The organism is Streptomyces sp. NBC_00461, assembly GCF_036013935.1.
In the GTDB taxonomy this organism is placed as follows: Bacteria; Actinomycetota; Actinomycetes; order Streptomycetales; family Streptomycetaceae; genus Streptomyces.
Map to the genome: position 1 here is coordinate 969575 of NZ_CP107902.1, position 17659 is coordinate 987233.

Consider the following 17659-nt stretch of genomic DNA (forward strand, 5'->3'; position numbering starts at 1 on the left):
CGAGTGTCGGGGCCACGGTGCCGATCGGCGCAGCGAGCCGGGCGTGGGCGGCTGCGACCGCCCCGGCCCGGTACAGCTCACCCTGCCCGCACCCACTGGGCCGCACCCCGTGGGCGTGGTGCCGCTCCACCTCGTCGACACCTCACGTCCGGATCCCGTCGCCGGCCCCGGGCATCACCGCGAGTTGATGGCCAGCGTCTGGTACCCCACACGCAAGGCCAAGGACCTGCCGCGCGCCCCCTGGATGACCGAGGGCGCATTGCGGGCGTTCCTGGCGGACGTCGGCTTCCCCCTCGACCCCGCCCTCGGCCCGCTCACCGCCGCACACGCGAGCGCGCCCGTGCACCGTACGGGCCGTCGCCGGCCCGTCATCGTGTACTCGCACGGCTCGGGGAGCCACCGCGGCGACCACACCATCATGGTCCAGGAACTCGCCAGCCCGCCGTGCTCACCGTCGACCACACCCACGACACGTTCACCGAATTCCCCGACGGCAGGGTGCTCACGCCGGACGACGTCCCGATGTACCCGAGGGACTTCGCCGCGGACCTCCGGTTCCTGCTCGACTGCGTGGAGGAGTTCGCCGCCGGGCGCAACCCCGACGTCGACGGCAAGGCACTGCCCCAGGGCCTGATCGGCGCACTCGACCCGCGGTGCATCGGCGCGTTCGGCTGGTCGAAGGGCGGCACCGCCACCGCGCTCACCATGCTCGCCGACCAGCGTGTCCGCGCCGGTCTCAGCATCGACGGCCCGATGCAGCCGACCATCACCGTCGACCTGGACCGGCCGTTCATGATGATGACCGCCGTGTTCACCCGGGCCGCCATGCCGGACGTCGCCGAGTTCTGGACGCACCTTCGCGCCTGGCGGCTCAACATCCAGGCCGACGGGGCCATCCACAACTCATACGGCGACAACGCGACGCTCATCCCACAGGCAGGCAAGATCCTCGGCATGACCGACCAGCAGATCCAGGACTGGGTCGGCACCCTGGACCCGGCCCGGGCGGTACGGATCCAACAGGTCTACCCACTCGCGTTCTTCGATCTGCACCTGCGGCACCACAGGGGGCACCTACTCGACGGCACGAGCGCGGCCTTCCCAGAGGTGAAGTTCATCCCGTGAAGCGTCGGACCACGCGGTGCGCGGCCCGAACAGAGCCGCCAGGAAGTGCCGTCGACGCTTTCACGTCACTACGGTTTTCAAGACCGACGGGGCGCCGGATCGGACCACCTGGGTGACCTGCCCAAACGCGGCGGTCTCGGGGAAGTGAGGCACGCCCCCACGCCGCCCGGCACGCACTCTCGCCGCACCGGGCGAGGACCCAAGTACATCCAAAACGAGGGCCTTCGCCCGGCACCCCGGTAGCACGCACCGAACGACGCGGGAACGCGCCCCACTTCCCCGAGACCGCTTAGCGTCGGCGTGATGCTGATCAACTGGTAGACCCCGACAGTCACGTCAGGCCCGGAGGTCTGCGAGCAGTTCGCCATCCGCATCCTCACCCGCTCCATGAGCGTGCTCAGGCCGTCATCGGTGACACCGCCCTCAAGACACAGGTGCTGTTCTTCACCGACACCAAAGCCTGGGAGTGGACCTCCGCCGGCCTGACCACCCCGACCAAGCGCACAGCCGCCCCGCTCAGCCAGGCCGGGTACCCCTGCAGAAGCGCGACCGTCCCCGCCGCGCTGATTGCTGCCCACCCGCCAACTATTCTCACCAACGCCTGGGGTAGCACCCAGTCCGACCAGCCCAAGCCGACCACGGCCTCCGGCAGTCCTGTCACCGCCAGTCGCCAAGGCGCGTGAGAGGAAGGCCGTAGAGACCGACCTCCAGGCCGCTTGTCCTGCCCAGCAGGGTGAAACCGGGTACTCCACAGTTTCATCAGATGGTGTGGATCACCCGCCATTTGGCCGTCTCGCCGATCTTCCCCGCCGATGCTCGAAGGGCGTCCGTCGCCATCCGGAAAGCGTTGTCCGTGATCTTGGCATGCCCGGTCGCACGCACAATCCGAACAACAGAGACGAGTCATCGTGCATTTGACTCCGCATGAGCAGGAGCGCTTGCTGATCCACGTGGCGGCCGACGTGGCAGGAAAGCGTCGCGACCGGGGGCTGCGTTTGAACTACCCCGAGGCGATGGCCCTGCTGACCGTTCACGTCTTCGAGGCGGCGCGCGACGGGAAGACGGTCAGCGACATCATGGACTCGGGCCGACGGGTGCTCACACGTGACGACATGATGGACGGCGTCCCGGAGATGATCAAGAACGTCCAGGTGGAGGCGACCTTCCCGGACGGCACCAAGCTGGTCACGATCCATGACCCCATCCCGGAGGCCACGGAGGAACCCGAGGTCTACCCGGGCAAGGTCGAGCACCCCCAGCCGCCCCGCAAGCCAGGCTCCTCGGTCGACTGCGACGACAGCGGCAACTCGTCCGTCAGCTGCGACGAGGACGACGACACAGTCTCCCGGTACGACGCGATCTGCTTCAACGTGCACCTCGACGGGGACACGCAGGGCGTCAACCTGCAGACGGACGCCACCACCTTGCCGGGGCCGGGCAAGACGAAGATCAAGGTGAAGAACGAGTCGGACCGTCCCATTCAGGTCGGCTCCCACTATCACTTCGCCGAGGTCAACCCGGGGCTGAAGGTCGTCAGCGTCGAGGTTCCCGCCGGGCAGACAGTCCCCCAAGACCGCAGCCTCTGGAGCTGCGACGCGGCGAGGGGCCGGCGGCTCAACATCGCCGCGGGCACGTCCGTACGTTTCGAACCGGGCGACGAGTGCTGCGTGGAACTGGTGCAGATCCAGGGTGATGTCACGGCCGGCGGCAGCAACACCAGCGACCTCACCAAGATCCAGGGGTTGCGCGAAGGGATCATCCGATGAGTAATCCGCAGGGACAAGGCCGTGGCCAGGGGCCGAAGCCTGGCAAGGGCCGGCTGAAGCCGAGCAATGAGCTGACGCGGGCGGATTACACCGCGTTGTACGGGCCGACCACGCGGGATAGGGTCCGGCTCGCCGACACCGACCTCACGCTGGAGATCGAGGCCGACTGGAGCGGCGGCCCTTCGTACAGCGGCAATGAGATGATCTTCGGTGGCGGCAAGGTGATCCGCGAGTCGATGGGGATGTCGCACCTCGCCAGGGACGGGCGGACCAGCAAAGGCGACGCCACGGCCCACAGGCCCGTGGACACCGTCATCACAGGCGCGCTGATCCTCGACTGGTGGGGCGTGGTCAAGGCCGACATCGGCATCCGTGACGGCAGGATCGCGGCCATCGGCAAGGCGTACAACCCCGAGACGATGGATCCGATTCCGAGCAACAGGTTCGAGATGCCGAACCGTACGACTGTCGGCAATGCGGTGCCGGTTCCGGTGACGCCGGAGAGTTTCGTGGTCGGGCCGAGCACCGAGGTCATCTCCGGCAACGGGCGGATCCTCACCGCCGGTGGCGTGGACACCCACGTTCACTTCATCTGCCCCGAGGAGATCCACGAGGCCCTGGCCTCGGGCGTGACCACCCTCATCGGCGGCGGGACGGGACCGGCCGAGGGCAGTACGGCCACTACCGTGACACCGGGCGCGTGGCACATCAGGCGGCTCTTCGAGGCGCTGGATGAGTTCCCTGTCAACATCGGCCTGCTCGGCAAAGGCAGCACGATGAACAAGCACGAACTCAACGCACAGGTGGACGCCGGTGCCTGCGGCTTCAAGGTCCACGAGGACTGGGGCGCCACGCCCGCAGTGATCGACCGGGCCCTGGACGTCTGCGAAGAGCGCGGCGTCCAGCTCGCGCTGCACGCCGACTCACTGAACGAGTCGGGGTTCCTGGAGAGCACGCGGGCAGCCTTCACAGGCGACGCCAGGGACGCAGATGGGAAGTTCACGGCGAAGAAGGCGCGCTCCATCCACATCTTTCATGTCGAGGGTGCCGGCGGCGGTCACGCGCCCGACATGATCGAGCTGGTCAAGGACCCGAACGTCCTGCCGGCCTCGACCAACCCGACGCGTCCGCTGACGGTCAACACCGTCAAGGAGCACGTCGACATGATGATCGTGTGCCATCACCTCAACCCGGAGATTCCGGCAGATATGGCCTTCGCCGACTCCCGGATCCGGCCGTCCACCATGGCCGCAGAGGACCTCCTCCACGACATGGGCGCCATCTCGATGATGTCCTCCGACGCCCAGGCTATGGGCCGCATCGGCGAAATGGTCATGCGTACCTGGCAGACCGCGCACGTCATGAAGTGCCGCTACGGGGCGCTGAAGGAGGACCTCGAAGCCGCGAAGGTCCGCACGATCACCGACGACACGGACCACCCCTTCAACGACCAGCAGCTGCAGCCGAACGACAACTTCCGCGCGCGCCGGTACGTTGCCAAGTACACGATCAACCCGGCGATCACCCACGGCATCGCCAAATACGTCGGTTCCGTGGAGACCGGGAAGCTCGCCGACCTGGTGGTGTGGGAGCCGAAGTTCTTCGGCGTCAAACCGCACATGCTCCTCAAGGGCGGCCAGCTCGCCTACGCGCAGGTCGGCGACGCCAACGCGTCGATCACAACGCCGCAGCCCTACCTGCCGCGCCCGGTCTGGGGCTCCACCAGCCGCTCCCCGGGGAAGAACTCGGTGAACTTCGTGGCCGACGAGCAGGTGGCGCTCCGGCTGAACGGCGGGACCGACTCGAACAACACCTACGACGGTCTCGGCCTCGGCAAGAAGTTCGAAGCGATCGAGAGCACCCGGAGCGTCGAGAAGAAGCACATGAAGCTGAACGACACGGTGCCTGACAGCCTCGAAGTCGACCACAACAGCTTCGAGGTCACCATTGGAGGCGCGACTACGAGCGACGCCCGCACCGAACTCAACGGTGCCACCGTGCCGCGCTCTTACGTCACCGAAGTCCCTCTGGCACAGCGGTACTTCCTCTTCTGAATGGCCGCCGGCCCCGCCGCTGCGGCCGGGCCCCGGGCGGACTTGATGTGCCCGCCCGGGCCACCGCATCACCATCCGACCTGCGAAAGGCAGCCGCTCACCTATGAGCCGCGCAGCCCTGCTCCTCCTGGCCGACGGCCGCTTCCCCGCCGGCGGGCACGCCCACTCCGGCGGCGTCGAGGCCGCCGTCGCCCACCAAGCCGTCCACGACACCCCGGGCCTGGAGGCGTTCTGCCGCGGGCGTCTGCACACCACCGGCCTGACCACGGCAGGACTCGCCGCCGCAGCCGCTGGCGGATACGACCCGCTGCTGCTCGACGTCGCCGCCGACGCACGCACCCCCGCCCCCGCACTGCGCGCCGTCGCCCGCAGGCTCGGCCGGCAGATGATGCGCGCGGCCCGCGCCACCTTCCCCTCCGACGCACTCGAACGCCTGGCCGCTGCACGTCCCCAGGGCGCCCACCAACCCGTCGTCCTGGGCCTCGCCGCCCGCGCCGCCGGGCTCACCCCGCTGGACGCCGCCTACGCCGCCGCTTATGAGAACGTCGGCGGCCCGGCCACAGCGGCGGTGCGCCTGCTGAGCCTCGACCCGCTCGACGCCTCCGGGCTGCTGGCCCGCCTCGGCCCCGAGACCGACGACGTCGCCCAGGCCGCGGCCGACGCCGCAGCCCGCGCCATGACCGAGGGCCTCGACGCCCTGCCGTCGGCCTCCTCACCTCTGCTGGACATCACCGCAGAGCAGCACGCCGCCTGGACCGCCCGCCTCTTCGCCTCCTGACGACCAACAACCACACTTGAGTCTTTCGACGGAGTTGCCATGCACCTCGACCACTCTCTGCCTCACGAGCACACCCCCAGCGTCTCGGCGGCCCGACCCGACGGCAGCCGCCGTGCCCTGCGCGTCGGCCTGGGCGGCCCCGTCGGCTCGGGCAAGACCGCGACCGTCGCCGCGCTGTGCCGCACCCTGCGCGACCGCTGGTGCATCGCCGTTGTCACCAACGACATCTACACCCGCGAGGACGCAGAGTACCTGCGGCGCGAAGCCGTCCTGCCGCCCGAGCGCATCACCGCCGTCGAGACCGGCGCCTGCCCCCACACCGCGATCCGCGACGACATCTCCGCGAACCTGGAAGCCGTCGAGCAACTGGAAGCAACCCTCGACCCTCTCGACCTCGTACTCATCGAGTCGGGCGGCGACAACCTGACCGCCACCTTCTCCAAGGGCCTCGCCGACTTGCAGATCTTCGTCATCGACGTAGCCAGCGGCGACGACATCCCTCGCAAGGGCGGCCCCGGCATCACCACCGCCGATCTCCTCATCATCAACAAGACCGACCTCGCCCCGCACGTCGGCGCCGACCTGGACACCATGGCCGGCGACGCGAAACGACAGCGCGGCGACCTCCCCGTCACCTTCACCAGCCTCACCTGTGACAACGGCATCCGCGAAGTCGCCGACTGGGTCACCGGCCACCTCACCCAGTGGCGCGCCGGGGCAACCGTATGAGCCCCTCCCCCCAGCTCATCCCCGCTCGAACCACGTCCGGCCCCGGCCTTCCCCCATCTGGCGCCCAGGAGCCCGCCGGACACCCCGACGGCGTACTTGCCACGGCCCGGATCCGCGCCGCGCACAACGGACGCGTCACCACTCTCCCGCAACTGCATAGCGACGGCCCCTTCCACCTGCGGCGCCTGCGCACTCACGGCAACGCCACCACAGTGGGGATCATCGGCGCGATGAGCGCCCCGCTCGGTGGCGACCGGCTCACCCTCGACATCAGCGCCGAGGACCGGGCCGAGCTGGAGATCACCACGGCCGCCGCCACACTCGCCCTGCGCGGCCCCACCACCGACGCGGCCACCTACGACGTACGCCTCACCATCGGAGAACACGCCCGTCTGCGCTGGCTACCACAGCCCCTGATCAGCGCCGCCGGCAGCAACCTGCACCAGACATACACCGTCGAACTGGCCGCCACCTCACACCTGGTGCTGCGAGAAGAACAGCTCCTGGGCCGGGCCGGCGAGGAACCAGGCCACCTCGTCACCCGGATCCTGGTCCACCGCGCCGGACGCCCACTACTCGACCAGCACACGGCCTACGGGGCTCCAGAACCTGGCTGGGACGGCCCGGCCATCCTGAACGGACACCGCGCCGTCGGCCAACTCCTCATCGTGGATCCGCGCCTCGACGTCCGACGAGATGCCGTCCTGCTCGGCGAAGGCGCCGAAGACGGGTGCGCTGTCCTCGCACCATTGGCAGGCGGCCCGGCACTGCTCACCACCGCCGTCGCACCCACCGCTTCAATACTGCGACAACTGCTCGACGAAGCGCACGCACACGCTCTCGCCCCCTAGAGCCGGGCGGCCCACCGCGCCGACGGCCCAGAGCGGAGGCTCACTGAGGTGTGTCCGTGCAACACCAGGTGCCCAACGCCACGACGGCGTACATGCTGCCTCGCTCCCGAAAATCATCCGTTCGACGTAACTTGTCAGGAATCGGCGACGATACTCGGCCAGCATCGGAAGGATTCCCGAAGGGTTCTTTCCTGTGGCACCGATCTGGAGGTGTTCGTGACGAGCCGAGGCTTGATCATCGTGGATGTGCAGAAAGACTTCTGTGAGGGAGGCAGCGTGCCCGTCGCGGGAGGTGCGCGGATCGCCTCGACCATCGCGGACCTGGTGGAGCGCAGTGCGGAGCGTAACTATGAGTACGTCGTGGCTACCCGCGATCATCACATCGATCCGGGCAGCCACTTCTCCGAACACCCGGACTTCAAGGACAGCTTCCCCGTCCACTGCGTAGCCGGAGGCGAAGGCGGCGAGTTCCACCCTAACTTCGCCCCCGCCGTCACCAGCGGCAAGGTCGACGCCGTCTTCTTCAAAGGCGCGCACAGCGCCTCCAAGAGCGGCTTCGAAGGCGCCGACGAACAGGGCACCTCTCTGGCCGACTGGCTGCGTGAGCGCGGAGTGGAGGACGTCGACGTGGTAGGTATCGCCACCGACCACTGCGTACGCGCGACCGCGCTGGACGCGGTGAAGGCCGGCTTCCGGGCACGCGTACGCCTGGACTACACCGTCGGTGTCGCCCAGGACACCACGGCAGCCACCCTTGAAGACTTCCGCCAGGCCGGCGTCACCGTCTCCGGACGTGTCCCCGCATAAGCTGCTGACCACGGTCTTGAGCTGGGGAACGGGTCTGTCGACATCCTCGCCGCGTCCAGTCCTCCCGGGCCAGGACTACGAGGGCGTCTCACGTGGCAAGTTTCGCGAGCTTCTTGTAGCAGGTCAGGGCAGCGGCCAGGCCGAGGAAGGCGAGGAAGTGCGAGCCCTTTCGTTCGTATCGGATGGTCAGGCGGCGGTAGCCGAAGAGCCAAGCGATCGACCGCTCGATCTTCCAGCGGTGCCGACCGAGGCGTTCGCCGGACTCGATGCCCGGCCGCGCGATGCGCGCGACGAGCCCACGCTCGCGCAGCCAGCTGAGGTGTTCGGCGTAGAAGTACGCCTTGTCCGCGCGGAGTTTGACCGGCCGGCGTCGCCGTGGTCCCCGGCGGGACCGGACTGCGGGGATGCCGAGGATGAGCGGCTTGAGGGCGAGACTGTCGTGCATGTTCGCACCTGACACGGCGACGGCGAGCGGGATGCCCTGAGCATCGGACAGCACGTGCAGCTTGCTGCCCTTCTTGCCGCGATCGACCGGGTTCGGCCCTGTCAGCGATCCCCCCTTTTGGCGCGAACGGAGGCCGCGTCGACGATCGCCGAGGTCCAGTCCACTTCGCCCCGGACCCCGAGTTCGTCCAGCACCGCCCGATGCAGCCGACGCCACAGGCCGACCTCGGTCCATACCGTGAAGCGGCGATGCGCGGTGGCGGAGGACGTGCCGAACGTCGGCGGCAGATGCCGCCAGGCACAGCCGCTGGTCAGCACGTACACCACTGCGGTGAACACGGCCCGCTGGTCGCGCGGAGCGGTCCCTCCACCTTGCGGTCCCGAGCCGCGAACGACGGCAGTAACGGGGCGACCAGCCTCCAGAGCTCATCAGGAACCAGACGCTTCGACAGATCAGCACTCACGGCCGGCATCATGCCGCTCGAACATCAAGCATCAAGTCACGGGGACAGCCTTCTATGCCTCGACTGATGCGGCCGATCTGGCGGCCTGCTCGATCTTCGCGCAGTAGGCGGTGCGGGCGTCCTCATCGATCTGCATCTCGTGTTCGGGGCGCATCCCGGTTCGGCCGTCCACGCCTTCGCGCAGGATGTCGGCGTGCCCGGCATGCCGGTTGGTCTCGCCGAGGACGTGGACCAGGATGGCGAACAGGTTCGTGTTGGAATAAGGCTCCGGCCACCACGGCACGTGGCCCGGGGCATCGAGGGCAAGCTCGTCGATCGTCGCGTCTGAGTGTTCCCACGTGCGCCGGTAGGACTCGATGATCTGATCGCGCGCCTCGTCCTCAGCCGCCCATAGATCGCTGCCGTCGTGGTCCTGCCACCGGGGCAGCGGTTCTGGGGACGGCCGGTCGAAGACCTCGCCCAAGTACCTGGCCTCGACGCTGGCCACGTGTTTGACCAGGCCGAGGAGGTTGGTCCCAGTCACTGTCAAAGGTCGGCGAGCGTCGTATTCGGACAGGCCGTCGAGCTTCCAGAGCAGCGCCTTGCGGTCCCGCCGCAGTCGCCCGTGCAGGGTGCCCTTCGCGAATTCATCGATCATGCGGCATGAGCCTGCCATGGGCTACTCGTGGCCTCAAGATCCCGTACGTGAACCGCAACGACCGGCAGTGCTGACGCCCGGCCAAGGCCACCGCCCCGAGCTACTGAAGAAGCTCGCGGAACTTGCCACGTGAGACAGCCTCTTAGGTAGACAACTTCAAGGAGCTCAGGGCCCGGATCCGGGAGCTGGAGACCGAGCGGGAGATCCTGCGGAGGGCCGCGAAGTATTTCGCCCGCGAGACCAACTGGTGAGCCGTTTCCAGTTCGTCGAGGATCATCGAGGCGCCTTCGGCGTCAAGCGGCTGTGCCGGGTCCTGGAGGTTTCCCGGTCCGGGTTCTACCGGTGGCTGAAGGCCGCTGGGGCACGCATGGAGCGGGCGCGGGACGATGCCCGCCTGGCGAGGCGGATACGGGAGATCCGCAAGGAGTCCGACGGCACCTGCGGCGTTCCGCGCATCAGCGCCGAGCTCAAGGGTGCCGGGGCCTGCGTCAACCACAAGCGCGTCGCGCGCGTGATGCGCAGGATCGGCATCGAGGGCGTGCACCTGCGCAAGAAGGTCCGCACCACCGTCCCCGAGCCCTCGGCCACACCGGTGCCCGACCTCCTCCAGCGGGACTTCACCGCGAGTGAGCCGAACGCCAAGTACGGGGGAGACATCACCTACCTGCCGGTCGGCGACGGCCAATTCCTGTATCTGGCAACGGTGTCGGACCTAGAGCGCGCGCAGATAGGCGGCGTGGAAAGCCTCGGCATCGAGGTGGGCACAGGCCCGAGTGAATATTGAGTTGCGACGCTCTGTGACCGTTGGCGAGACCTGTGCGCATCCTTCGTTTCAGGTCGCCTGCGTGGCCAGCCTGCGCAGGGCCCGCACGGCAGGTGATCCTGGGTCGGCCGTCATCAGGACAACCTCCTGGTCATCCTCGGGCACGAGCAGGACGTCGCAGTTCAACCGCAGCGCACCGGCCTCCGGATGGTTCAGGGTCTTGGTGCGATGCCCGGGAGCGTGGACCGGACGCGTCTCCCAGATCTGCCGGAACTCCTCACTGCCGGCGTGCAGTTCGGCCAGCAGCGCGGCCAGGTGCGGGTCATGCGGGTAGCGGTCCGCGGCCCGGCGCAGTCGCGCCACCACGATGTGCCCGAATTCCTCGGCGCTGGAGCTCTCGTACGTCCGCCCCTGGCCCAGGAAGCGGCGTCGGGCCAGGTTCGTCGTCCCGCCTCCGAGGTCGGCGCCGAGCAGTGCCCGGGCCAGGGGGTTCCAGGCGACGACGTGGTACGCCGCGTCAGTGACGATGGCACCGGTCTCCGGCAGCCGGTCCAGCATCCGGGCCACGTGCGGGCGCACCCGCCGCACGGCGCTGGTGCCGGGCGGCGCGCTCGAACCCGCCAGGCGGAACAGGTGGCTGCGCTCGGCCGGCGTGAGCCGCAGCGCGCGGGCCAATGCGTCCAGGATCCGGGCCGACGGCCGCGGTCCCCGGGCCTGCTCCAGCCGCGTGTAGTAGTCGACCGACATGTGGGCGAGCTCCGCCACCTCTTCGCGGCGCAGGCCCGGTGTGCGGCGGGCGGTGCCCGTCTCCGTCAGGCCGATCTCGTGCGGACGCAGGGCCGCCCGGCGGTCCCGCAGGTAGTGGGCCAGCTCCTGCCGTGCCATACCGCCTCCTCCCACTGCCTGGTACAGACTGTCCCTGGCAGGGCGCCTGCGACCAGGGAAGCGTGGTTGCCATGAACGAACGCACAGCTCTGGTCACCGGTGCCAACAAGGGCATCGGCAAGCATATTGCCCGGCTGCTCGCCGCCGAGGGCCTCACCGTATACGTGGGCTCCCGCGACCCCGGGCGCGGGCAGCGGGCCGTCGAGGAGATCGGCGCCGGGGCCCGCCTGCTGGTCCTCGACGTGACAGATCCCGACGGCATCGCACAGGCCGCGGCTCAGATGGACCGCTTGGACGTGCTGGTCAACAACGCCGGCATCTCGCCGTCACTCGCCCCGCCGACCCACACCGGCGTCGAGGAGTACCGGCGCACATACGAGACCAATGTGTTCGGGGTAGTGGCGGTGACCAATGCCTTCCTGCCCGCCCTGCGCCGGTCCCCGCGCCCGCGCATCGTCAACATCTCCAGTGGCACCGCGTCGCTGACCTGGAGCACGAATCCCAACCCCCAGTTCACCCCGGGAAGCGGCGGCGGCGCCGCCTACCGGTCGTCCAAGGCCGCCCTCAACGCCCTCACCGTCCTCTACGCCCAGACGCTGGCCCAGGACGGCTTCAAGGTCAACGCGCTCGCCCCCGGCTTGCGGGCCACTGATCTCAACCCCCGGGCCGCCGCTGCCGGCGGCGACCCGGCCGAGGCCGCCCAAGGTGCCCTCCGCCTGGCCCTGCTGCCGGACGACGGCCCCACCGGTGGCTTCTTCTCCTGGGACGGAACCCCCGTGCCCTGGTGATCAGTCATGGGTGGCGTCGAGGGCGAGTGCCCCAGCGGTGTGTGGTCCATGCCCGGCGGATCAGACTGCGGACGGTGATGATCGTGTCGGCAAGGTCGAAGAAGGCGTCGATGACGGTGGCGCGGCGTTCGTAGCAGCGGGCGAGCCGGTGGAAGGCGTTCTGCCAGGCGTGGGTGCGCTCGACATGCCAGCGCCGGCTCGCCTGGATCGGCGCCTTCTCACCCTTGTGCGCGATGCGGCCGTGCAGGCTGCGCGCGCCGAGTTCGGTGCGGGTCCTGTCCGAGTCGTAGCCGGCGTCCAGGTGCACGGTGATGTCGTCGGGTAACGGCCCCAGGTCGTTCAGACGATCCAGGGTCGGGGCGAGCAACGGGGAGTCGTGGCGGTTGGCACCGGCCAGGACACGACCCAGTGGAATGCCGTACCCGTCCGTCATGCCCGAGCGTTTCAGGCCCTGTTTGCCGCGGTCGACCGGTGAGCGACCGGCCACCTCGCCGCCTCCGGGCGCCTTGATGATGGATCCGTCCACGGCGATCTGAGACGCGCGGGCGCTTGGCCCGGTTCGGTTCTGCCTCGCGCAGGACCTCTCGGGTGACGGGGGCGACCTCGCCCTGGCCGAAGAGGAAGAAGCGCAGGAAGTTGGCGAAGGGGTTGCCCTCGGTCCACTCGAAGTAGATGTGCGGGGTGCACCGGGTGGTGTCGCGGACGTGGAGGAGCAGGGCGGCCAGGGCGTTCGGGATGGAGGAGGACTCCAGGGTGAGCACCCGGTAGCGGTTGTGCAGGACCTCGCCGCGCACGGTCAGGCCCGCTTCGAACTCGGAGGGGTCGGTGACCGTGACCTCGACGAAGACGAAGTCCTCCTGCTCGGGCAGGTCGTTGTCGTTGCGGATCTGCTCGATCTTGTCGCGGTACTCGGCCTTGTCCCGCTGGTCCGGCTCGTTGGCGATGAAGCGGATCTTGCGGCTGGCCATGTCCCGGATGAATCGTTCCGCCATGTCGTCCAGCGTCACGCTGGTCACGCGCAGCTCGAAGGCGCGGGCCAGCCGGGATGCCAGCGAGACCAGGATGATGCCGGCGATGAAGCAGGCGCCGATCTTCACGCCGTCCGGGCGCTCGACGACGTTGGCCGCGGTGACGTAGAGCAGGACCGCCGAGACGGCTCCGAAGCCGATGGTCCAGTTCCGCTGCTGCGCGCGGCGGGCGGCGATGGTCACCGCAATGGCCGCCGAGGACATCAGCACCAGGACGCCGGTGGCGTAGGCGCCGCCCTGGGCGTCGACGTCGGCGTCGAAGATCCAGGTGACCAGGAAGCCGATCAGGGTGAAGACGATGACCATCGGGTGCACGGCGCGGGCCCAGTGCGGGGCCATGCCGTAGCGGCGCAGATAGCGGGGCCATCCGGTTGAGCAGGCCGGCCATGGCGGAGGCGCCGGCGAACCAGAGGATGGCGATGGTCGAGACCGGATCGCACTTCGGATCTGCGGCAGGCGGCAGCGCTGTTCCTTGGCCTGTCGATGCGATCGGCCTCCGCCTGCTCCACGAGGCGGTGGACCGGTTCGTCGGTGATCGGAAGAATCATGGAGCGGGCTCCTCAACGTCACTGGTGCGGATTGGCAGGCCCCGGAGTTCAACAGCCTGGCCCGTACCGCGGCGCTGTACCTGCACACCCCGTTCCCCGAACGCTGGCAACCCCGCTGCGTGGTCCCGGGCTGGGACACCGAGGTGTTCGGCTGTCCGCTGCCCGACTACGTCGGCACCGCCCAACTACTCTGGGGATGTGCGCTCTTCGAAGCCGGGCGGTTCGACCCCCCGATCTTCGACGGCCCGGACGGGGAGAGGTTCAACCGGACGGTCAGCCGGGATACGGTCCTGAGCGTCATCGAACGGCAGGTACGACAGCAGGGCCCGGACCGCGCGTCGCGGTCCGGGCCCTGCCCCACGCGGTGTCGCCCTGCGACGGCGGTGCGTCAGCTCTGTGCGGTGTCGTCGCTCGTCTGCCCGGCGCCCTCGGCTGCGCCTGCCTTCTCGCGCATCTTGCGCACCAGCTCCGCCTTCTGGTCGGCTGCACCCTGGCGGTCGAGGTTGCGGTGCGGACCGTTGTTCTGCCGTTCGGCGCGGGACAGCTTCTTGCGCTGGCCGCCGCCCATGCCCACGGGGTTGTTGATGTTCTTGCTCACGGTCACGGGTTCTCCCGGTAATGATGTGAAGTGATCTACGGATTCATCGGTGGAGGACGGGCGGGGGACGTCGAAGGACGTCAGCAGGGGCCCATCACGCTCTCACTCGTAAATCGGCGCCTGGAAGAACATGACAAAGACGTTACCCGCTTCCGTCAGCCCCGCACACCAACCTTTTCGCCGCCCCGGCGTCGGCCGGGCCCACGGCGAGCGCCCGGGGTCAGCCGTTTCCTTCCGGGAATCTCAGCACCGCCAGCACCCGCCGGTGGTCGCCGCCCGCCCGGGGCAGGTCCAGATGGGCGTTACTGGGCCGCCGCGGGCGTTGTCGGTGGTCGCGAGCACACTGACGACATGAGAGATCATCTCACTTGCGCCCGCCGTTGCGGCCAGCCTCGCTGCGGAACGTCTGCGCAGCGAGGCGTCGTTCGCGGCGCTGTGCGCGGTCAGCCCACCCGAGTGCGACCTTCGACTCCGTGACACAGCTGGGAACTGATCACCGGGCTACGGAGTCAGTCATAGTGTGAACGGCCGGGATGCCAGTGAAGTGGTGGGGAAGTTGTGACGAACAGCAGCGGTAGCAATCCGTCGGCAGCGGGTTCGGGCACGTCTGCGCCGGGGCAGCCGCGCTGGGCCTGGTGGGTCGTAGGCATCGTCGTGCCCGTCGTTGGCATCGCAGCCACGGTGTTCGTCAACAACCGGCACAGCTCTGCTGACGACTCGAAGCCACCCGCCGTCGCGGGGGCACCGTCTGCCACGCATGATCAAGCCAAGCCAGCCGCATCAGCGGATCCGGCCAGCCCGGAGAACACGGCGTCCCGCGCCATGTTCGGTCCACACGACATCCAGTTCCGGACCAGCGCCTACGGGGTTGACATCGACTTCGACACGCGCAAGCCGCTTGTTGCGGATGACCTCAAGGGCGCCGACTTGTCGGCCGTCACTGATGGAAGCGGGAGGGCTGGTTCCACCAACTTCCATGGCGGCCCCCGACTCGCGGCGATCATCGCGCCGATTTCGGGAAGTGATGCTGATCCAACCGAGGCGCAGTGCGCGGAGGCGTTGCGAAGCAACGGCGACCCCATGCTGCAGGACCCGCCTCAGGATGCGCAGTTCTGTGTTCAGACCACCGAGGGGCGTATTGCGTTCGTGCGTGTCGTGTCGGCCGCACCGGGTGGGCACACCATGAGGCTCACAGCGACGGTTTGGGACCTCGCCACCTAGCCGCGCCCTGAGACAGGCGAGCAACAAGCCCTCAAAAAGCCGACAGGCGACGAGAACACCCGTGCTACGAGCTCTTGGTAGGGGTTCCTCGTCCTCCAGGAACAAGACCGGACCGAGCACGTCGCCACCGAGAAGGAACTCGCCGACGCCAAGAAGAACTCCTGGATCAGGATCCCCCGCTTCGACTACATCCCATCCGAACGCACACGCGCACCCGTGTCTTCCAGGATGTCAAGCGGGAGATCTGCGTCGCCGTCTTCGTCCGCCATGGCGCCCCGGACGCGGGTACACCGGCGCGGGTCTGGCGACTCGACGTCCCCGCGGGCACACGCGAGGAGAAGTTCGACTGGCTGGAAGGGCTTGGCCTCGACGGCCATCGCGGAGGGGCCTCCTGGCAGCTCTGCCCCACACAGTGGACCGCGCCCTTTCACGTCACGTCCGACTCCGAGTGGTCGGCAATGCCACCGGTGGACGCCCTGCTGCCCTGGACGAGCTCCGGCAACAAGAACAACCGCAACTGGCCCGTCTCACCCAGCCGGGACGTTCTGGAGAGGCGCTGGCACAGGCTCGTCCAGGCTCCGGCAGACGCCAAAGCGGAGCTGATGAAGAGCACCGGAGACCGCCGTCCGGACAAGCTGGAACCACCACTGCCCGGCCAGCAGGAGACGGGCATTCTTGCCGCAGAGAAAGAGAGGGTTCCGGTCATCGTCAAGTACGGACGGATGACGTTCGACCGGCAGTACATCATCGCGGACCGAAGAGTGATCGACCGACCGCGGCCGGCCTTGTGGTTCGCCCACAACGACCAGCGTCAGATCTACCTGTCCGAACTCCACACGGAATCAGGCCGTCCGGGGCCAGCGGTGAGTTTCACCGCCCTTCTGCCCGACATTCATCACTTCAAAGGCACCGAAGGCGGCCGCGTCGCCCCTCTTTAGCGCCACCCCCACCAGGCTGAACCCAACGTCACCCCTGGCCTGCTGCGGCTGCTCACCAAGACGCACGGCGTGACGGTCACCGCCGAGGACCTCTTCGCGTACATCGCGGGAACAGCCGGCCACAGCGGCTACACCCGCCGGTTCGCCGCGAACCTCGCCGAGCGCGGTGCCCGTATCCCTATAACACGCGACCCGGCTTTATGGGCGGAGCTCGTGGAAGTGGGCAGGCGCACGGTGTGGATCCACACGTACGGCCAGCGCTTCGCCTCCCACCACGACAGTTCACCTGGCTCGTCCCCGAGGCTTCCCCCGGAGGAACAACCGGAATGCGTCGTCGTGATCGGAGAGGACGACGGGTTACCTGAGGACATCTCCTACGACGCGTCCACGCGAACCCTAACGGTGGGCACGGGCTGCATACGTCCGGTGACGCCGGAAGTCTGGGACTATCGGATCGGCGGGGTGCAGGTGATCCGCAAGTGGTTCAGCTTCCGCAAGCGCAAGCCAGACGTGGAACGACAGACCCCGTTGAACGACATCCTGCCCCCGACCTGGCCTGCCCGGTGGACCGTTGACCTGATTGACCTCATCAACGCCGCTCGGGCTCCTCGTAGCCCTCGAACCCCGACAGGCCCGGCTGCTGGACGCCGTGAGCAGCGGCCCGCTCATCAGCACCGACGACCTACGGGGCGAGGGCATCCTGCCCGTACCTGCCTACGCAACCAAGGAACCGAAACCGCCGCGGAAGTCTCGACGCGCCCCCGGCCCTGGTCAGGAGAGCCTCGACTTCTCGGACTGACACCCGCCCGGCCTGAGTGCCTGACGCCCGCAACATCAACGGAATATTTGCACGACGACGCCCCGCCGGAGCGATCCGACGGGGGTCCTCACCTGTCACGAGCGATCACGGGCGGGTCACCAACCCTGCGGACGCACTCACATCACCGGGCTCTGACCTGGACTTACGCGCTCACCCTGGATCAACTGAACGCCCGTGGACGGTTTCTACGACATGTGCCATGTGGGACCGTCATAGCTCACGACGGATGGCCGCCACCGCACGCGGCCACGGCAAGCGGGTTATCGCTCTACGCCAGCAGCGTGCGGGATTCGGCGTACAGGGCGGTATCGGCCGATGGCTATGTCACACCAGAGTGCGAGCGGACGCGGTAGGCGGCACCCCTTTTTTTCGGCTCCGCCCGCTGAGTGGCACCGGGCGGCCATCCAGTCCGAGG

Annotated in this window: 13 protein-coding genes and 6 pseudogenes; 13 read left to right on the plus strand and 6 right to left on the minus strand. The window is 68.4% G+C overall.

The annotated features are described in order from the left end of the window. Positions 1-444 precede the first annotated feature (444 nt). From OG870_RS04710 to OG870_RS04745, 8 genes and pseudogenes are all read left to right on the plus strand, one after another. Positions 445-1125: an alpha/beta hydrolase gene (locus OG870_RS04710; protein ID WP_327690651.1), complete on the plus strand. Its 681-nt coding sequence runs from the start codon at positions 445-447 to the stop codon at positions 1123-1125. A gap of 908 nt (positions 1126-2033) precedes the next feature. Further along, positions 2034-2330 (plus strand): annotated as a pseudogene (locus OG870_RS04715) (urease subunit gamma); the annotation flags it as partial. 165 nt (positions 2331-2495) lie between these two features. Beyond that, positions 2496-2891 (plus strand): urease subunit beta, encoded by a 396-nt coding sequence (locus OG870_RS04720; RefSeq protein ID WP_323178507.1) that lies wholly within the window; start codon positions 2496-2498, stop codon positions 2889-2891. Continuing rightward, positions 2888-4945 carry an urease subunit alpha gene (locus tag OG870_RS04725; protein WP_266523908.1) on the plus strand — a complete coding sequence of 686 codons (2058 nt, stop codon included), beginning with the start codon at positions 2888-2890 and terminating at the stop codon, positions 4943-4945. The genes OG870_RS04720 and OG870_RS04725 overlap by 4 nt, the downstream gene beginning before the upstream one ends. A 103-nt stretch (positions 4946-5048) precedes the next feature. Next, a complete protein-coding gene (locus tag OG870_RS04730; RefSeq protein WP_266592331.1) occupies positions 5049-5723 on the plus strand; it encodes an urease accessory protein UreF in 675 nt (224 codons plus the stop codon). Positions 5724-5762: 39 nt separating this feature from the next. Further along, a complete protein-coding gene (ureG, locus tag OG870_RS04735) occupies positions 5763-6452 on the plus strand; it encodes an urease accessory protein UreG (protein ID WP_266523904.1) in 690 nt (229 codons plus the stop codon). Next, on the plus strand, positions 6449-7303 hold the full coding sequence (locus tag OG870_RS04740) for an urease accessory protein UreD (protein ID WP_266523902.1): 855 nt from the start codon (positions 6449-6451) through the stop codon (positions 7301-7303). Before ureG ends, OG870_RS04740 begins: the two co-directional genes overlap by 4 nt. A gap of 210 nt (positions 7304-7513) precedes the next feature. Continuing rightward, positions 7514-8110, plus strand: a complete 597-nt coding sequence (locus OG870_RS04745) for an isochorismatase family protein (protein ID WP_266592329.1) — start codon at positions 7514-7516, stop codon at positions 8108-8110. Between the two features lie 88 nt (positions 8111-8198). On the opposite strand, the pseudogene OG870_RS04750 reads toward OG870_RS04745, so the two are convergent. Beyond that, positions 8199-9027: pseudogene (locus OG870_RS04750) on the minus strand (IS5 family transposase). Between the two features lie 43 nt (positions 9028-9070). Beyond that, complete coding sequence (locus OG870_RS04755; RefSeq protein ID WP_266592327.1) at positions 9071-9655, minus strand: DinB family protein; 585 nt, start codon at positions 9653-9655, stop codon at positions 9071-9073. A gap of 158 nt (positions 9656-9813) precedes the next feature. Here OG870_RS04755 and OG870_RS04760 point away from each other — a divergent pair. Beyond that, positions 9814-10391, plus strand: a pseudogene (locus OG870_RS04760) (IS3 family transposase); the annotation flags it as partial. Positions 10392-10487: 96 nt separating this feature from the next. Here the strand turns inward: OG870_RS04760 and OG870_RS04765 are convergent. After that, the gene (locus tag OG870_RS04765; protein WP_266592325.1) at positions 10488-11303 is read right to left on the minus strand and encodes a helix-turn-helix transcriptional regulator; all 816 of its coding nucleotides are present in this window, start codon (positions 11301-11303) and stop codon (positions 10488-10490) included. 71 nt (positions 11304-11374) lie between these two features. Here OG870_RS04765 and OG870_RS04770 point away from each other — a divergent pair, with 71 nt between their 5' ends. Then, positions 11375-12091 carry an SDR family oxidoreductase gene (locus tag OG870_RS04770; RefSeq protein WP_266592323.1) on the plus strand — a complete coding sequence of 239 codons (717 nt, stop codon included), beginning with the start codon at positions 11375-11377 and terminating at the stop codon, positions 12089-12091. A gap of 4 nt (positions 12092-12095) precedes the next feature. Here the strand turns inward: OG870_RS04770 and OG870_RS04775 are convergent. The 3 genes and pseudogenes from OG870_RS04775 to OG870_RS04785 form a co-directional block, all read right to left on the minus strand. Beyond that, positions 12096-12623 (minus strand): annotated as a pseudogene (locus tag OG870_RS04775) (transposase); the annotation flags it as partial. 4 nt (positions 12624-12627) lie between these two features. Further along, positions 12628-13549: pseudogene (locus OG870_RS04780) on the minus strand (amino acid transporter); the annotation flags it as partial. Positions 13550-14055: 506 nt separating this feature from the next. Next, on the minus strand, positions 14056-14271 hold the full coding sequence (locus tag OG870_RS04785; protein WP_179879016.1) for a DUF6243 family protein: 216 nt from the start codon (positions 14269-14271) through the stop codon (positions 14056-14058). A gap of 552 nt (positions 14272-14823) precedes the next feature. Between OG870_RS04785 and OG870_RS04790 the strand changes: the two genes are divergently transcribed. The 3 genes and pseudogenes from OG870_RS04790 (at position 14824) to OG870_RS04800 (ending at position 17223) form a co-directional block, all read left to right on the plus strand. Continuing rightward, the gene (locus tag OG870_RS04790) at positions 14824-15486 is read left to right on the plus strand and encodes a hypothetical protein (RefSeq protein ID WP_266592321.1); all 663 of its coding nucleotides are present in this window, start codon (positions 14824-14826) and stop codon (positions 15484-15486) included. A gap of 467 nt (positions 15487-15953) precedes the next feature. Next, positions 15954-16952 (plus strand): annotated as a pseudogene (locus tag OG870_RS04795) (type ISP restriction/modification enzyme); the annotation flags it as partial. A 52-nt stretch (positions 16953-17004) separates the two neighbouring features. Continuing rightward, entirely contained in the window at positions 17005-17223 is a 219-nt protein-coding gene (locus tag OG870_RS04800; protein ID WP_266592668.1) for a hypothetical protein, read from the plus strand. The last annotated feature ends 436 nt before the right edge of the window (positions 17224-17659 follow it).